This is a genomic window from Actinomadura viridis, assembly GCF_015751755.1.
Lineage (GTDB): Bacteria > Actinomycetota > Actinomycetes > Streptosporangiales > Streptosporangiaceae > Spirillospora > Spirillospora viridis.
In genome coordinates, this window is sequence record NZ_JADOUA010000001.1 from 6,925,189 (window position 1) to 6,939,796 (window position 14,608).

Annotated in this window: 11 protein-coding genes and 2 riboswitches; of the genes, 5 read left to right on the plus strand and 6 right to left on the minus strand. The window is 72.5% G+C overall.

The window, feature by feature from the left end; all coding sequences use genetic code 11:
* Window positions 1-8: 8 nt before the first annotated feature.
* A riboswitch (cobalamin riboswitch) is annotated at window positions 9-202 on the minus strand.
* Complete coding sequence (locus tag IW256_RS31375) at window positions 190-1,863, minus strand: MFS transporter (RefSeq protein WP_197014384.1); 1,674 nt, start codon at window positions 1,861-1,863, stop codon at window positions 190-192. It overlaps the preceding riboswitch by 13 nt.
* A gap of 235 nt (window positions 1,864-2,098) precedes the next feature.
* On the opposite strand from IW256_RS31375, the gene IW256_RS31380 reads away from it, so the two are divergent.
* Window positions 2,099-3,304 carry an arginine deiminase gene (locus IW256_RS31380; protein ID WP_197014385.1) on the plus strand — a complete coding sequence of 402 codons (1,206 nt, stop codon included), beginning with the start codon at window positions 2,099-2,101 and terminating at the stop codon, window positions 3,302-3,304.
* A gap of 296 nt (window positions 3,305-3,600) precedes the next feature.
* On the opposite strand, the gene IW256_RS31385 is transcribed toward IW256_RS31380, so the two are convergent.
* The 4 genes from IW256_RS31385 to IW256_RS31400 form a co-directional block, all read right to left on the minus strand.
* Window positions 3,601-4,140, minus strand: coding sequence for an ATP-binding protein (locus IW256_RS31385; RefSeq protein WP_307829242.1), 540 nt, complete (start codon window positions 4,138-4,140; stop codon window positions 3,601-3,603).
* Window positions 4,141-4,596: 456 nt separating this feature from the next.
* Entirely contained in the window at window positions 4,597-6,474 is a 1,878-nt protein-coding gene (locus IW256_RS31390) for a PAS domain-containing protein (protein WP_197014386.1), read from the minus strand.
* A gap of 109 nt (window positions 6,475-6,583) precedes the next feature.
* On the minus strand, window positions 6,584-8,032 hold the full coding sequence (locus tag IW256_RS31395; protein WP_197014387.1) for a purine-cytosine permease family protein: 1,449 nt from the start codon (window positions 8,030-8,032) through the stop codon (window positions 6,584-6,586).
* A riboswitch (TPP riboswitch) is annotated at window positions 8,025-8,140 on the minus strand. Its footprint overlaps the gene before it by 8 nt.
* A 267-nt stretch (window positions 8,141-8,407) precedes the next feature.
* Complete coding sequence (locus IW256_RS31400) at window positions 8,408-8,740, minus strand: rhodanese-like domain-containing protein (protein WP_197016670.1); 333 nt, start codon at window positions 8,738-8,740, stop codon at window positions 8,408-8,410.
* 91 nt (window positions 8,741-8,831) lie between these two features.
* On the opposite strand from IW256_RS31400, the gene IW256_RS31405 reads away from it, so the two are divergent.
* A complete protein-coding gene (locus IW256_RS31405; protein ID WP_231404011.1) occupies window positions 8,832-9,248 on the plus strand; it encodes an SSI family serine proteinase inhibitor in 417 nt (138 codons plus the stop codon).
* A gap of 472 nt (window positions 9,249-9,720) precedes the next feature.
* On the opposite strand, the gene IW256_RS31410 is transcribed toward IW256_RS31405, so the two are convergent.
* The gene (locus IW256_RS31410) at window positions 9,721-10,584 is read right to left on the minus strand and encodes an Fpg/Nei family DNA glycosylase (protein ID WP_197014389.1); all 864 of its coding nucleotides are present in this window, start codon (window positions 10,582-10,584) and stop codon (window positions 9,721-9,723) included.
* 315 nt (window positions 10,585-10,899) lie between these two features.
* On the opposite strand from IW256_RS31410, the gene IW256_RS31415 reads away from it, so the two are divergent.
* From IW256_RS31415 to IW256_RS31425, 3 genes are read left to right on the plus strand one after another with little or no spacing between them, the layout of a single operon-like run.
* Window positions 10,900-11,106, plus strand: coding sequence for a heavy-metal-associated domain-containing protein (locus tag IW256_RS31415; RefSeq protein WP_197014390.1), 207 nt, complete (start codon window positions 10,900-10,902; stop codon window positions 11,104-11,106).
* Between the two features lies 1 nt (window position 11,107).
* Entirely contained in the window at window positions 11,108-12,118 is a 1,011-nt protein-coding gene (locus IW256_RS31420) for a hypothetical protein (protein ID WP_197014391.1), read from the plus strand.
* Window positions 12,119-12,160: 42 nt separating this feature from the next.
* The gene (locus IW256_RS31425; RefSeq protein WP_197014392.1) at window positions 12,161-14,497 is read left to right on the plus strand and encodes a heavy metal translocating P-type ATPase; all 2,337 of its coding nucleotides are present in this window, start codon (window positions 12,161-12,163) and stop codon (window positions 14,495-14,497) included.
* Window positions 14,498-14,608 lie beyond the last annotated feature (111 nt).

Consider the following 14,608-nt stretch of genomic DNA (forward strand, 5'->3'; position numbering starts at 1 on the left):
ACCATGGCGGTGGCCGTAGGGGCGAGGCCGGTCTTCGGACTCCCGGATCGGCGCCTCACCGTCCGCCTTCCCGGCCTGGCGGCCAGTGGCTGCGCGTACGCGCGTGGACGGCGGCTCCCCGGTCACCGCGGCGGGCCCGTGCCGGAATCACACCGGCTTCCCGATTCTCCCCAGGCGGGGCACCTCGCATCAGTTCGTGCCGCCGCTGATCTTACTCGCGGACGGTCCGGGCGGCCCGGACGGCTCGGACGGCTCGGACGGCTCGGGGGCCGGTGCGGCGCCGGGCCGGAGGAGGAGCAGGAAGCCGAGGACGGACCCGGCGAGCTGGCAGGCGGCGATGGCGAGGAGGAGGCCGACCGGGCCGATGCTGTCGGCGAACGCGCCGGTGAGCGCGGCGCCGATCGCGGAGGCTCCGATCTTCAGGCTGCCGCCGGTCGTGTTGACCTGGCCGAGGCGGCCGGGCGGGGACTCGCGCTGGCGGAGCATCAGGGTGGCGGTGAAGACGGGCCCCTCGACGATCCCGACCACCAGGAAGCACAGCAGCGCCCAGGGCAGGGACGGCGCCAGGGCGACCGAGGCGATGGCGCCGCCGAACCCGGCCAGCCCGCCCATCACCACCCATTCGGCGTGGCGCGCCTTGAGCCAGCGGGACGACCCGAGCGCCCCGATCAGCGAGCCCAGGGCGAAGGCCACGAGGAACTGGCCGCCCGCGGAGGGGCCCGCGCCGATGTGCTCGGCGAACAGGACGGCCGTGACGGCGACACCCCCGAACCCCAGCCAGGCGAACGAGGTGGCGACGGTCAGCGCGCGAAGCCTGGTATTGGAGACCAGGACGGACAGGCCGCCGACCACGACGTCCATCAGCGCGTGACGGAAACCGCCCCGCCCGGCGGCATCGGCGTCCAAGGCCCCTTCAGAGGCCCCTTCCGAGGCCCCTTCCGAGGCCCCTTCCGAGACGGCGCCCGAGACGGCGTCCGAGGCGGCGTCCAAGGCGGCGTCCAAGGCCCCTTCCGAGACGGCGCCGGAGTCTGATGGCGGCTCCGTGCCCGTTCGGGCTGGCTCGGCGTCCGTTCCGGACGGGGGCACGGGCGGGTCGGCGGGCGGGGCCACGGACGTGCCCTGTCCCGTCGACGTATCCCGTCCGGAAGGGGCCGCTTGGGGCCGCGGTTCGGGGACGGGGGCCTCGTGCGGTTCAGGGGCGGGGGCCTCGTGCGGTTCGGGGACGGGGGCGTCGCGCGGTTCGGGGATCGTGACGGGCCGCGGGACCGGCTCGTTCGTCCCGGGCGCCTCCCTGCCTGCCGGGCGCGCGACCGGAAGGAAGGCCAGCGCGCCCGCGCCGACGACGGCGGCCGCCACGATGGCGAGGCCGGAGTGGGACCCGGTCGCGACGGCGGCGATGGCGGCGGCCAGGCCGGGGCCGGCGATCGCCGCGACGCTGTAGCTCGACGCCTCCAGCGCGTACGCGCGGGGCAGCCGTTCCTCCGGGACGAAGCGCGGCAGCAGGCTGCTGAGGGCCACCACGATCGGCTCGGTGCAGCCGACCACGACGGCGACGAGCAGGGCCAGGACCAGCGGCGACCGTCCGGCCATGAGGAGCAGCGCCGCCGTCGCGGCGGCGTACCCGGCGGCCAGCGCCATGGCCAGTCCGCGCGGGCGGGCGGCGCGGTCGAGCGCGTGCCCGATCACCGGGCCGCTCAGCACGTACGGCAGGGTCAGCGCGGTCTGCAGGAACCCGGCGTCCGCCGCCCGCCCGGTACGCGCCTGGACGGTCAGGACCAGGGCGGTCGCGGCGCCTTCCGCGGAGACCCGCAGGAGGGTGGCGGCGGTGAGGTGGGCAGGGAGGGCGGCGTTCCGGGCGGGCACCAGCAAATCGTGACACAGCCCGTCCGGCGGACTCTGGCGGCCTTTCAGGCCGACACCCGCAAACGACGACACGGCCGATCCGAACGGCCCCTGGCTCCGTCTCGGGCCGCCACCAGCAACAGGGAGACAGCCCATCCGACAGACCCTGGCAGCGTTCCAGGCGGACACCGGCGAACGGCGACACAGCCCGGGCCGGCGGATTCTGGCTGATCAAGTGGGCACCTAGACTCGCAGTGTGACGCACACCTATGAGCACCGGGTCACCAGCGAGGTCGGGCGGTTGCGCACGGTGCTGCTGCACCGTCCCGGCGCGGAGTTGAAGCGGCTCACCCCCCGTAACAGCGACAAGCTGCTGTTCGACGCGATCCCTTGGGCGGGCCGGGCCCAGGAGGAGCACGACGCGTTCGCGCAGGCGCTGCGCGAACGCGGGGTGGAGGTCCTCTACCTGACCGAACTCCTGCAGGACGCCCTGGAGTACGAGGAGGCGCGGGACGTCGCGATCGCGGGCGTGATCGACGATGGCCGCTGGGGCGACCAGCTGCGGAAGGTGGTCGAGGGCTACCTGCGCGACCTCGATCCGGAGGTCCTGGCCCAGGTCCTGATCGCCGGACTGGCGCACGAGGAGCTGAAGGCCGGGCACGGCCTGGTCTACCGGCTGATGGACCGGCACGACTTCATCATCGACCCGCTGCCGGGGCTGCTGTTCACCCGGGACAACAGCGCGTGGATCGGCGACCGGGTGGCGGTGACCAGCCTGGCGATGCCCGCGCGCCGCCCCGAGTCGGCGCTGACCGGCCTGGTCTACGCGCACCATCCGCGGTTCGCCGGGGTGGAGCCGGTGTACGACCGGTCGCTGGAGCATGTGGAGGGCGGCGACATCCTGTTGCTGTCCCCCGGTGTCCTCGCGGTCGGCACCGGCGAGCGCACGACGCCGGCGGGGGTGGAACGGCTGGCCCGCCGGGTGCTGGGCGCCGGGCTGGCCCACACCGTCCTGGCCGTTCCGATCGCCCAGGAGCGGGCCACGATGCACCTCGACACGGTGTGCACCATGGTCGACGTCGACACGGTCCTGATGTACCCGCCGATGGCCTCTTCCCTGACCGCCTACGCCGTCACCGCCGACGGCGGGGAGTTGCGGGTGGCCGAGCCGCGCCCGTTCCTGGAGGCGGCGGCCGACGCGATGGGCCTGGACCGGCTCAAGCTGATCGACACCGGGCTCGATCCGGTCACCGCCGAACGCGAGCAGTGGGACGACGGCAACAACACGCTGGCGATCGCGCCGCGCCTGGCGGTGGCGTACGAACGCAACATCGAGACCAACGCCCAGCTGGAGGCGGCCGGCATCGAGGTGATCAGGATCAGTGGCAGCGAGCTGGGCACCGGCCGGGGCGGGCCGCGCTGCATGTCCTGCCCGATCCTCCGCGATCCGCCGCCCGCCTGAGGCGCGCTCCCCTTGAGGCGCGGTCCGTCTGAGGCCCGCTCCGTCTGAGGCCCGCTCCGTCTGAGGCGCGGTCCATTTGAGGCGCGGTCCATTTGAGGCGCGGTCCGCCGCCCGCCCGAGGGTTTCGCGGTGGGCGCGCGCCTCCCACGCGAAAGCCCCCGGGCCGTGGACGGCGCCGGGGGCATGCGAAGTGGAGTGCTCGGGCGGTGTCGACGGGGGCACGACAGCGCCCGAGCTTGAAGAGGACCTTACAAGGTCGGGACAGTGTAAGAACAGCCGGGGGCCGCCTGTGGACGTCAGGCGGGGTAGGCCCGGCCGGAAGCGGCCTCGGGCCGGCCGCCGTCGCGGAGGTCGTCGAGCGGGCCGGGCCCGCCGGTGAGGTCGCCGAAGCCTCCCAGTCGCGGCATTACGACGGAGGGGCCGGAGGTCTGCGCGTTCGCCGACATGGACACCCGGATGACGGCCCACACGGTGGTGGAGCCGTCCTCGTGCCGGACGCCCCAGCCCTCGGCGAGGGCCTCGACGATGCCGAGCCCCCGGCCGCCCAGCGAGGAGAGGGTGCCGGGGCCGCGCCTGGGTTCGGTCATCGCGCCGCCGTCGCTGACCGCGAGTTCGATGAGGTCGCCGTTGCGGATCCACGTGAGCTGGACCTGGCCGGAGGGCAGCGGGCGGGCGTGCCGGAGGGCGTTGCTGATGAGTTCGCTGACGATGACGGTGGCGTCGTCGACGATCGCCTCGAAGAGGCCCAGGGCGAAGAGCTCCGAGCGGAGGCGCCGCCGGGCTAGTGCGACGCTGGACGGCGCGTGTGGCAGCAGTACGACGCTCGACGCCCTCACCTCCCGTGCTCCCGTCCTCAGCCGCACTTTCCGGTACGACCGAAATGCCCTGGTTTCAACAGCCGGAAACCTGGACGAAACACCCTACTTCCCCACCAACGAGTGACGGACCGTTCAGTCACGGTCATCACCCCCGTTCAAGGCCAGATCCGGCGTTCGCCCCGTTGCGAGATCCATTAGGGATCTATCCACCCGCCGTTGGATTACTCCTCACGCGCACGTTTCGTCCGTCACACCCGTGTTGCCGGGAACGTTCCCAACGTGCCCGCCGCTCCGGCCCCGCGAGCCCGCCCACCGCGACGACCAGCCCGCCAGGTGACAAACGGACACGTCCGCCCCAGGCCACGGCCACATCCGGCCGCCGCTGTCACTCCGTGAAAACCGGGTGAACGGCAGACAGAACGGACGCCCGCGACAGACCACGGAACGGGCGGCGGGGATGCCGGGTGAGGGGGGTCAGCCCGCGGAGGCCAGCCTCAGGCACATGCGCGTACCGGTGCGGCCGGGCTCGCCGGGCTTGGCAGGACCGGCGGAGATCTCCCCGCCCTGCGCCTCGGTGAGCCGTTTGACGATGTAGAGGCCGAGTCCGATACCGCCGAACCGGCGGCGGTCGCCCGCCTCGCCCTGGACGAACCGCTCGAAGATCCGGTCGAGGTCGGCGGGGTCGATGCCGATCCCCTCGTCCTCCACCGTGACGACCAGCTCCTTCTCCTCGGGCCAGGCCCGGACCAGGATCCGGCCACCGTCCGGGGAGTACTTGACCGCGTTCTCCAGCAGCTGCCCCAGGATGATGTCGGTGGCCAGCGCGTCCCCGAACGCCCGCGGCAGGCCGGGGGCGATCTCCAGATCGACCGGGTGCAGGTCCGACAGCGAGCGGAAGCCCGCGACCACGCCCTCCAGCACCCTGACCAGGTCGAACGGCTCGATCGTGACCGCCAGCTCGTCGGCCCCCGCCCGGGCGCCGCGCAGCAGATGCTCCACCAGGCGGCCCAGGGACTGGGCGCGTTCGGCGATGGTCGCCACGGCCGACCGGCGGTCGGCGTCGGTCATCTCGTCCCACCGGTTGGCCAGCGTGCTGGCGAACCCCTGCACGACCGTCACCGGCGTGCGCAGTTCGTGACTGGTGGTCGCGAGGAAGAGGTCCTTGGCATCCTCCAGCGCCTTGGCCTCGGTGACGTCCCGGAAGTCCACCACCAGCTCGCCGGTCTCCTCGATCTCCGCCGCGAGCACGTTCAGCCAGACGCCCGACTCCAGCGGGATCGTCAGCGTCTCGCCGGGCGTGGGGATCTCGAACGGCAGTTCCCGCCCCACCGCGTCGCGGGGCGCGATCCCGGTGAGGGCGTGCGCGGCGGGATTCCACTGCCGGACCAGCCCGTCGCGGTCGAGCACCGCGATGCCGTCCGCGCTGGCGTCGGTCACCGCCCGCTCGTGCGCCCGCTGCCGGACCACCTCGGCGTAGGCGACCGCGTTGCCCACCGCCACCCCGGCGTGCCCGGCCAGCAGTTCCAGCAGCTCCAGCTCGGTGTGGCCGACCTTGCGTCCGGAGAACAGCGCGTACAGCGCCCCGTACGGACGGTTCTGCAGGTAGGAGAGGCCGAGCGCGACCGTGTGCAGGCCGGGCAGCTCGGACCAGACCAGATCGTCCAGGCGCCGCTCACCGGTGGTCAGCTTGACCGTCTTGCCGGACCTCAGCAGCTCGCCGACCAGGCTCGACCGCAGGTCGGCGGTGGTCCCCCGCAGGTGGTCGGGCAGCCCGGACAGGCTGACGAGCCGCAGCCGCCCGTCCTCGATCCGGACGAACCCGCCGGCGTCGGCGCCGGTCAGCTCGATCAGCGCGGCAGTGATCCGGTCCAGCACCACCGCCAGGTCCAGTTCGGCGTTCAGGTCGGCGACGATGTCGTTGAGCCGGCGCACCAGCCGGGCCCGCTCGGCCATGTGGTGCTGGACGGCCTCGTCGTCCTTGACCGGGTGGTAGACCCCCACCCAGCCGAGCGGGGCGCCGTCCCGGGCCCGCAGCAGGCTGGTGTCGATCCGCACGTCGATCAGGCGCCCGTCGCGGTGGAACCGGCGGGTGGCGATCGAGATCCGGCCGCCCTCGCCGGAACGGCGGGTGAGCAGCCGTTCCTGGACGGCGTTGAACTCGGCCTTGAGCTCGTCCGGCACGTTCGGCAGCGGCCGTCCGAGCACCTCCTCGGCCCGCCAGCCGAACATCCGCTCGGCCGCCGGGTTCCACACCGTGACCCTGAACGCCTCGTCGACGGCCACGATCGCGTCCGCCGCGCACTCGATGACGGCGCGGGCGATCGGATCGTGAACGGTCTGCACGTCTGTCATCGTGCCACCGCGGCTCCGGGTCTCGCCGGGCAACCTCCCCTGAAAAGTTCTCACATGTTTCCCCAGCTCACCGGAGGAACGCCACGTCAGGGCCCTGGGAACGCCCGGATCAACGGTCTCCGGCCGCCTCGCGACCGGCGTCGGGGGCGGTCCCCGTGCCGCGCCGGGGCAGCCGGCCGATCACGACCGTGACCACACCGGCGACCAGGAACGACAGCAGCGAGGCGCTCATCCAGCTCTGCGGTGTGAAATGCAGCACGCCCTGCACGTCCTGCCAGAAGCCCGCCCACCAGCTCACTCCGCCGGGGTAGATCAGCTGGTACGCCGCGAAGCCGACCGCCCAGGCCGCGATCATCCCCCAGCGGGACGGGGCGGTCCGCGAGGTGTTCCAGCCGAGCCCCCGGACGTCCCCGGTGCCGATCGCGGCGCGCCAGCGGCCCCGCCCCAGGTAGAAGTCCGCGGCCAGGACGCCCAGCATCGGTACGAACACCGAGCCGATGAGGGCGAGGAAGGCGGCGTAGTCCCCGATGTTCAGGACCAGGGCGAGCCCGGTGATCCCGGCGCCGAGGGCGACCGTCAGCACCCGGCGGTCGGCGCGCGGCACCAGGTTCTGGATCGATACCGCGGTGGAGTAGACGTTGGCGAACGACTGGTCGGCCTCCCGCAGGACGAAGACGGCGAAGAACAGCACGCCCAGCGTGACGTGCAGGAACGGGTCGAACACCTTCGAGGAGTCGCCCGCCACCAGTGCCAGCGCCAGCAGGCCGAGAACGTAGGCGATGATCTGGGTGACCGAATATCCAACGGCGGCGGCACCGAAAGCCCCGCGGGCCGTTCGGGCGTGGCGCGTGTAGTCGGCGGCCACCGGCACCCACGAGATCGACACGGCCAGCGCCGCGTCCGCCCCGATCCAGAAGCCGCCCCAGGAACCCTCGGTGAGATCGGGCAGCGGCTCGCGGACGAGCTGGACGTAGAAGTAGACCAGGGCGATCCCGACCGCCACCGTGACGTAGCGGCGCAGCATCCGGACCGAGCCCAGCGGCCAGATCGTCAGCACGGTGGTGAGGATCCCGGCCGCGATCACGTACCCCCACCGGGGTATCCCGTCCCAGAGCGCGCTCGCCGCGTCCGCGATGACGATCAGCTCGAAGGTGCCCCAGCCGATCAGCTGCGCGATGTTGAGCACGGTCGGCACGTACGACAGCCGGGCCCCGAACAGTCCGCGCAGCAGCACCATCGCGGGCTGCCCGGTACGGGCGCCCGGCGCCGCCGCCAGCCCCAGCATGAGGCCGCCGAGCGCGGTGCCCACGATCATCGCCACGATCCCGGCGGCGATCGCCAGCGTCGGCCGCCCGTTCTCGTCGGGCGCCAGCACGGTGTACGCGCCGGAGAACGCGAAGAGGCTGACCCCCAGGTTGGCCCAGAAGGCGCCCTGGTCCCAGAAGCCCAGGACCTTGGGCGCAGGCTCGTCGAGGGTGAAGGGGGCTTCGTCGCGCGAACGCCGCCCCGCCTTGGAACCGGCCTCGGTACCGACCTTGGAATCGACCTCGGACGTCAAGGGACACACTCCCTACGCCGGCATTACCCGGACAGGTTCATGCGGTCGGCGACGCCACATACTGTCGCCCTCTCAGCCCGGTCGGCCCGAGCTCCCGCGGATATCGGTCGAGCAGATCGTACAGGGGCAAATCACGCAAAACCACTGCCCCGCGCCGGACATGGAGCAGCGCCCGGCGTTCGGGTACCCGGCGTTCGGGTGCCCGGCAGGGCAGGTGCTCGGTGAACGCCTGACGTTCAGGTGCGCGGCGTTCAGACCCCCCAGCGGCTCAGCGCCCGGCAGGTCAGGTACCGGTTGCTCAGCGCCCCGGCGGCCCACCGCCCGGCGGGTCAGGTACTGGGTGTTCAGGCGCCGGTGCGTTGGGCACTCCGCGGGTCAGGCGACGTAGGGCGGCGCTCCCGAGTCGGTCTCCATCGGCCGCCCGGCCTCCACCCAGCGCTTCATGCCGCCGTCGACGTTCTTGGACAGCCAGCCGGCCTGGTTGAGCGCGACGGTGACCTGCGCCGACCGTACGCCGGACCGGCAGATCACGTAGACCTCCCGGTCGCGGGGCACCTCACCGGCGCGGTCGCTCAGGCGTCCCATCGGGATGTGCACCGCGTGGGGCGCGTGACCCGCGTCCCACTCGTCCTGCTCGCGCACATCCAGCAGGTACGCGTCCTGCGGAACGTCCTTCGCGTCGACCGCCGGGACATCGTCCCTGAAAATCATCACACCTCCATGGAACCGTGTGGACCGGTGCTGCGTCGAATGTCTCATGCGGTATCGGACGCTCCTTTTCACGACGCCCGGCCTAGCCATGATCCTGTCATTGGCGGCCTGCGGCTCCGAACAGGCCACCCCACCCGCTGACCAGCCCTCCGCCACCACCTCGGTCCAACCCTCTCCTGGAGAGGGGCAGAACAGCCTGACCGTCCAGGTCAAGGCGTCCCCGCAGGCGCCTGCCACGACCTGGAAGCTGAACTGCGACCCGGCGGGCGGCGACCACCCGAAGGCCGCGCAGGCGTGCGCGGCGCTCACCAAGGCCGGGGATCCCTTCAAGCCCCCGCCCGCCGACCAGATGTGCACCAAGATCTACGGCGGCCCCCAGGTGGCCACGGTCAAGGGCACCTGGCACGCCAAGCCGGTGGACGTGAAGTTCACCCGCACCGACGGCTGCGAGATGAGCCGCTGGAGCAAGGTCGCCCCGCTCTTCGGGGATCTTCCGAAGGGCTGACCGCACCGGCCCACGGCGGACCGGGGCCGCGCGGACGCCCACCGCGCCCGCCGTCGGCCCCGGTCGTGGGCGTGGGCGGAGCCGTGCCCGTGGCCGGGCCCGGGTGGCCGGGGAGTCGGGAACATCCACCCTCCGAGCCCTACCCGATCTGTCCAAATTGCTTGGCCCCTTGAGGCAACTGCCCGGTCTATTGGGGCAACCGCCTGGTCTATTGAGGCAACGTTTCGGCGAACAGCCCCCCGCGGCCGTTCGATCCGTCCCGGGACAGCACAGCTAGGGGCCTGGCTCACAGCTAGAGCTTGCCTCGAAGTGGCCTCAGCCGAGCGCGCTGGCTGCCCGGTGGGGCGATGCCGGAGGCGAGCCTCGCTGGGCAGATCGCGAAGCGATGTCCCGCTCGCCAAGGCCCGTCAGGCGCGAGCCGCCGGGCGAGCGCCGCCGGGCGAGCGCCGTAGACCGGGGCTGAAAATACGGCCTATTTCAGCAACCGGGACATGCGGCGGTCGGCCAGGGGCTTGCCGCCGGTCTGGCAGGTGGGGCAGTACTGCAGGGAGGAGTCGGCGAACGAGACCTCCCGGATGGTGTCGCCGCACACCGGGCACTTCTGGCCCGTACGGGCGTGCACCCGCAGGCCGGTCTTCTTCTCGCCCTTGAGGTCCTGGGCCGCCAGCCCGCGCGAACGCTCGACGGCGTCGCGCAGGGTGCCGACGATCGCCTCGTGCAGGCCCCGGACGTCCTCCTCGGTGAGCGATGAGGCGATCTTGAACGGGGACATCCGGGCCACGTGCAGCACCTCGTCGGAGTAGGCGTTGCCGATGCCCGCGACGACCTTCTGGTCGCGCAGCAGCCCCTTGATCTGGGTCCGCTTGCCCTTGACGATCGCGTGCAGCGCCTCGGGGGTGAACGCCTCGTCCAGCGGGTCGGGGCCGAGGGAGGCGACGCCCGGGACCTCCCGGGGATCGCGGACGACGTACACGGCCAGGCCCTTCTTGGTGCCGGCCTCGGTCAGGTCGAAGCCGGACCCGTCGTCGAGGTGGACGCGCAGCGCCAGCGGATTCTTGCCGCCGGGCCGTACCGGCCTGGAGGGCATCTCCTCGCGCCAGCGCAGCCAGCCCGCACGGGCCAGGTGCACCACCAGGTGCAGCCCGTCGACGTCGAGGTCGAGGAACTTGCCGTGCCGGGCGACGCCGGTGACGGTCAGCCCGCCGAGCGACGTGATCGGCGGATCGTAGGTCTTCAGCGCCTGGATGGCGAGAACATCGACACGGGCGACGGCGTGGCCGGTCGCGCGCTCGCGCAGGAAGCCGGCCAGCGCCTCGACCTCGGGAAGCTCGGGCATGCCTCAATGTATCCGTGTCCGGGGCCTGTCCACATCCCTGTGGAAGCCTGTGGACAACTCTGTGGGAAAGCGGCCGTGAGCCCACCCGATCAGCCCCTTGGCGGGATACAGGCGCATAAAGAAGGACAAATCCCTATGAAGATCGTCCACGGTGACGGCCCGCGACCTGTGGATAACTTCTCGGTCACGGAGGCCCTGGAACAATGCGCGGCTCGCCGGAATAACCCCTAGGGGGTAGGGGTTGCCAAGACGGAAGGGTTGTGCCAGCATGAGGTCCGCCAGATACCCCCCTGGGGTACATCGAAGGGAGCGCCGATGAGCACCACCACCTACACCGTCGCCGGGATGACCTGCGGCCACTGCGTCAGCTCGGTCAAGGAGGAGGTCGGCCAGGTCTCCGGGGTGAGCGCCGTGGACGTCGACCTCCAGACCGGCACGGTGACCGTGACCAGCGACGGCCCGCTCGACGACGCCGACATCAAGGCGGCCGTCGAGGAGGCCGGATACCAAGTGAAGGCGTGAGATGAACACCGCGACCAAGCTGGGTGCCTTCGCCCTCGGCCTGGCCGCCGTCTTCGGCGGCGCCGTCGGGATCGGCAACGTGACCGGTCCCGTCGGCGCCGCGGCCGAGGCGGGCGGGCAGGGGAACGGGCAGGGCCAGGGCGGGGGGCACTCCGGTCACGGCGGCTCCGGCTCGGGCTCCGGGACGGCCGGAGGAGATACCCCTACCCCCGTTCCGGGCGGGCTCCAGGTCTCCCAGGACGGCTACACCTTCAGCCCTGAGGCGACCACCGTGAAGGCCGGGAAGGAGACCGACTTCCGGTTCACCATCGACGGCCCGGACGGCAAGCCGGTGACCCGGTACACGCTGCTCCACGGAAAGAAGCTGCACCTGATCGTGGCCCGCCGCGATCTGTCCGGTTTCCAGCACCTGCATCCGACCGAGGCCGGCGGCGGCGTCTGGACGATCCCGCTGACACTGCCGGACGCGGGCGCCTACCGTTTCTTCGCCGACGTCCAGCCGGAGGGGGCCGCGAAGCAGCTCACCCTGGGCACCGACGTCAGCGCCCCCGGCGACTTCGAGCCCGTTCCGCTGCCGGAGGCGGCGCAGGTGGCCGAGGTCGACGGCTACGAGGTCAGGCTGGACGGGACGCTCGAACCGGGCCGGTCCAGCAAGCTCACGCTCACGGTGAGCAAGGACGGCGCGCCGGTCACCGACCTGGAGCCCTACCTTGAGGCGTACGGTCATCTCGTGGCCCTCCGGGACCGCGACCTGGCCTACCTCCACGTCCACCCGGACGGGGAGCCCGGCGACGGCAAGACCAGGCCGGGACCCGCCATCACCTTCTACGCGGAGGTGCCCAGCTCCGGCGCGTACCGTCTCTACCTGGACTTCCAGCACGGAGGCAAGGTCCGTACCGCCGAGTTCACGGCGCGGGCCGGAACGGCCGGAAACCCCGGGAAGACCGGCGGTACCCCCACCCCCGCGCCGAGTGAGAGCGGCGGGGACGGGCACGACCACGAGCACGGCTGACATCCCGCTCGGCGACCAGAGACGTTCATGGAGGAGGAAGCGATGGGCACGGGCGACACGTCCGACCGGATCGAGCTCGCGATCGGCGGGATGACCTGCGCCTCGTGCGCCGCCCGCATCGAGAGACGGCTGAACAAGATGGAGGGCGTGACCGCGACGGTCAACTACGCCACCGAGAAGGCCAGGGTGGACTTTCCCGAGGGCGTCTCGGTCGACGAGCTGATCGCGCAGGTGGAGAAGGCCGGGTACACCGCCGAGCCGCCCCCGCCGCCCAAGGCAGCGGAGGGGCCGGACGGGTCCGCGGACGTCGGCGCCACCGACGACGGGCTGCGGCCGCTGCGCCAGCGGCTGGTCACGTCGGTCGTGCTGGCGGTCCCGGTGATCGCGATGGCCATGATCCCGGCCCTCCAGTTCGAGTCGTGGCAGTGGCTGTCGCTGACCCTGGCCGCGCCCGTGGTGGTGTACGGCGGGTGGCCGTTCCACAAGGCCGCGTGGACCAACCTGCGGCACGGCGCCGCGACCATGGACACGCTGGTGTCGGTGGGCACGCTGGCCGCGTTCGGCTGGTCGCTGTGGGCGCTGTTCTTCGGCACGGCCGGCGAGCCGGGGATGCGGCACGGCTTCGAGTTCTCGATGACCCGTACCGACGGGTCCATGAACATCTACCTGGAGGCCGCCGCCGGGGTGATCGCGTTCATCCTGGCCGGGCGGTACTTCGAGGCCCGGTCCAAGCGCCGTGCCGGAGCCGCGCTGAGGGCTTTGCTGGAGCTGGGCGCCAAGGAGGTCTCGGTCCTGCGGGACGGGCGCGAGGAGCGGATCCCGGTCGAGGCGCTGGCCGTCGGCGACCGGTTCGTGGTCCGGCCCGGCGAGAAGATCGCCACCGACGGCGTGGTGGAGGAGGGCTCGTCCGCGGTGGACGCCTCCCTGCTGACCGGCGAGTCGGTCCCGGTGGAGGTCGCGCCGGGCGACGCCGTCACGGGCGCGACCGTGAACGCCGGCGGGCGGCTGGTGATCCGGGCGACCCGGGTCGGGTCCGACACTCAGCTGGCGCAGATGGCGCGGCTGGTGGAGGAGGCCCAGAACGGCAAGGCGCGGGTGCAGCGGCTGGCCGACCGGATCTCCGGGGTCTTCGTCCCCATCGTGATCGCCATCGCCGCCGCCACGCTGGGTTTCTGGATCGGGACCGGCGCCGGCGCCGCCGCCGCGTTCACCGCCGCGGTCGCCGTCCTGATCATCGCGTGCCCCTGCGCGCTGGGCCTGGCCACCCCCACCGCCCTGCTGGTCGGCACGGGCCGCGGCGCCCAGCTCGGCATCCTGATCAAGGGACCGGAGGTGCTGGAGTCCACCCGCGCCGTCGACACGGTCGTCCTGGACAAGACCGGCACCGTCACCACCGGCAAGATGGCCATGGTCAAGGTCGTCACGGCCGAGGGCGTGGACGAGGAGGAGGTGCTCCGTCTGGCGGGGGCGCTGGAGAACGCCTCCGAGCACCCCATCGCCCGGGCCATCGCCGCCGGTGCCGCCGAACGCGCGGGCTCGCTCGGCACGGTCGAGGACTTCGCCAACGTCGAGGGCCTGGGCGTGCAGGGCCTGGTGGACGGGCACGGCGTGCTGGTCGGCCGCCCGCGGCTGCTGGCCGAGTGGTCGCAGCACCTCACGCCGGAGCTGGAGCGGGCGATGGACGACGCCCGGGAACTGGGCCACACCGCCGTCGCGGTCGGTGTGGACGGCGCCGCCCAGGCCGTGATCACCGTGGCCGACGAGGTGAAGCCGTCCTCGGCCGAGGCGATCGCGCGGCTGCGCGACCTGGGGCTGCGGCCCGTCCTGCTCACCGGGGACGGCGAGGCGGTGGCCCGGACGGTGGCGGACGCGGTCGGGATCGACGAGGTCATCGCCGAGGTCCTGCCCGCCGGCAAGGTGGACGTGATCAAGCGGTTGCAGGACGAGGGCCGTACGGTGGCGATGGTCGGCGACGGGGTCAACGACGCCGCCGCGCTCGCCCAGGCCGACCTGGGCCTGGCGATGGGCACCGGCACCGACGTGGCGATCGAGGCCGCCGACCTGACGCTGATCAGCGGCGACCTGCGGGCCACCGCCGACGCCATCCGGCTGTCGCGCCGCACGCTGCGGACCATCAAGGGCAACCTGTTCTGGGCCTTCGCCTACAACGTGGCCGCCCTCCCGCTGGCCGCCGCCGGGCTGCTGAACCCGATGATCGCCGGAGGGGCGATGGCGTTCTCCTCGGTCTTCGTGGTCAGCAACAGCCTGCGGCTGCGCGGCTTCAAGCCGCTCACCGCCTCCGCGCCCGGTGACGGTGCCGTCCCCGAGCAGGCGCGGCCGGAGCCTCCGGCGAAGGAGGCCGCCACGGCGGCCCGCTGACCGCCCGTACGGCGAGCGGCGCCCCACCGAACCCGGTGGGGCGCCGTTTCCGTTCCAGGCAAAATCTCCTCGCCGCCAGGGGCGAAGGGGCATCGCCGTCAGGCACGGAGG